2 protein-coding genes and 1 riboswitch are annotated in these 2,310 nt (G+C 62.4%); both genes read left to right on the top strand.

The genetic code is table 11. The features are described 5' to 3' along the window. On the top strand, nt 1-369 hold a 369-nt coding region (locus GEU01_RS25280; protein ID WP_269719726.1), incomplete at its 5' end, for an IS4 family transposase. Then, nucleotides 353-543: riboswitch (cobalamin riboswitch) on the top strand. It overlaps the preceding gene by 17 nt. A gap of 145 nt (nt 544-688) precedes the next feature. Beyond that, a partial coding sequence (locus GEU01_RS20865) for a carbohydrate porin (RefSeq protein WP_019087570.1) occupies nt 689-2,310 on the top strand: 1,622 nt, incomplete at its 3' end.

The raw sequence follows: 2,310 nt of genomic DNA on the forward strand, positions 1-2,310 counted from the left end.
AAGCTTGAAGAGCTCCGCCTAACGACCGCAGGCCGGCTCGCAAACTGTATCGCCTTATGCTGCGTGGTGGCCTGGCGTATCTCATGGATAACAATGCTCAGGCGTGAATTACCAGGGACGTCGCCTTCTACCGTTTTTACAGATGTGGAACGCCAAATACTCGAACAGTTCACACCCATACGCAAACTCAGCACTTCACCAGACCTGGATTTTTACATCCGGGCAGTCGCCAGACTGGGTGGTTACCTTGATCGCGCTTCCGATGCTCCGCCCGGAACAACTGTTATCTGGAGAGGAATGTCTCGCCTGGCAGATATCGTTACAGGTGCTCTCTCCTATCAAATTACAGAAGAAAAAATTTATGGGTAACTGCAAGCGGCTGGATGCCATATCCGGGGGTGCAGTCGGCAGCTGTACCCGCAACTGTAAACGCAGAGTACTTCATCTGGCGCCGCCACACGGCACCCACTGGCCCCGGCCGGGAAGGGAGATGGAATGCAGTGACCCGTAAGCCAGGAGACCTGCCGTTGTCCTTAACAATATCGCCGGGCGGGCCGACCGGAGATGGACACGAGACATGTACAAGACCACCTGACATCCCGTCCGCCGCGCCAGCAGTGGCCCGTTACGTTGGGCCGCTTTTTCCAGCCCCTCATGGCTGGACCCATCCTGACGGGATGTTTTTTTCATGAAATTCCTCATCACCCGCGCGGCACGCCATGGCCGCACGCGTGCCCTTCTCCTCTCCTGCGGCCTGATCGGCATTACAGAAGCCGGCACCCATGCGCAGGCCCAGACACAGATCGCGCAGAACCGCGCCCGACTGGGCAATTCCACCCCGCTGATCCAGCAGATCGACCCCGCCACGGTGCGTGATTCGGAACGCGCGCAGGCCGATACGGAAGAAAAGGCCGCGGTCGCGGCAGGGGGCGAGGACAGGCTGGACACCAGCGGCAACCTGCTGGGCAACATGTGGGGCGCGCGGCCGTGGCTTTACAAACACGGCATCACCTTCGACATACAGGAAGTCGATGAGGTCTGGGGCAACGGCACCGGCGGCACGCCCAGCACCAATGGCGACGGGCAGGGTTCGGGCACCGGCCCCGCCTATGACGGCGTCACCATGCCGACGCTGACCATCGATACCGAAAAGCTGTTCGGGCTGAAGGGCGGCCTGTTCAACGTCAGCGCGCTGCAGACGCGCGGGCGCTCGATCTCGCAGGATCACCTGAACAACTTCAACCCCATAAGCGGGTTCGAGGCCGATCGCTCCACCCGCCTGTTCGAACTGTGGTACCAGCAGTCCTTCCTCAAGGGAAAGCTGGACGTGAAGATCGGCCAGCAGGACCTTGATACCGAATTCCTGGTCAGTTATTACGCGTCTTTGTACCTGAACGCCAATTTCGGCTGGCCCATGGCCCCTTCGGTCAACCTGTATGGTGGCGGGCCGTCATGGCCGCTGTCCTCGCCCGCCATCCGCATCCGCTACCGCCCCAGCGAGAAATTCACCTTCATGTTCGCCGCAGCCGACGACAACCCGCCCGGCAACCGCTACAACTCCCTGCCCATCCAGCAGGCCACCGGGTCTGGCAGCGGCTTCAGTTCCGATCCCACCAGCCAGACCTATGACGGCGCCAACGGCACGAACTTCAACATGGGCACCGGCGCGCTGCTGATCACCGAACTGCAGTATGCGCTCAACCCGCAGCCGGCCGACATGTCCAACGTGACCAAAAATCCCGGCCTGCCGGGGGTGTACAAGCTGGGTGGATACTACGATACCGCGAAATTCGCCGACTACCGCTACAACCAGCGCGGCGGTTCACTGGGGGCGGCCACGCTGAACGCCAGCGCCACGCAGGCCGACCTGACCCCGCGATGGGACCGGGGCAACTGGATGGTCTATGGCATCATCGACCAGATGATCTGGCGGCCTTCGCTAACATCCCCCCGCTCGCTGGGTGCATTCGTGCGCGCCACGGGCAACGGGGGCGACCGCAACATGATCAGCTTCGCCATCGACGCGGGGCTGAACCTGAAGGCCCCGTTCAGGGGACGCGACAACGACACGATCGGGCTGGGCTGGGGCATCGGCCGCGCCAGTTCGGGGCAGCGCCAGTTCGACCGCGACAGCCATTCGCTGGTGCAGGGCAACGAAAACCACCTTGAACTGACCTATCAGGCGCAGGTCACGCCATGGCTGGTCATGCAGCCCGACTTCCAGTACGTCTGGCACCCCGCCGGCGGCGGTGCCGACCCGTCCTTCCCATACCGCCGCACCGGCGACGAGGCGATCTTCGGCCTGCACAG

This window comes from Komagataeibacter europaeus LMG 18890 (genome assembly GCF_000285295.1).
Classification (GTDB): domain Bacteria; phylum Pseudomonadota; class Alphaproteobacteria; order Acetobacterales; family Acetobacteraceae; genus Komagataeibacter; species Komagataeibacter europaeus.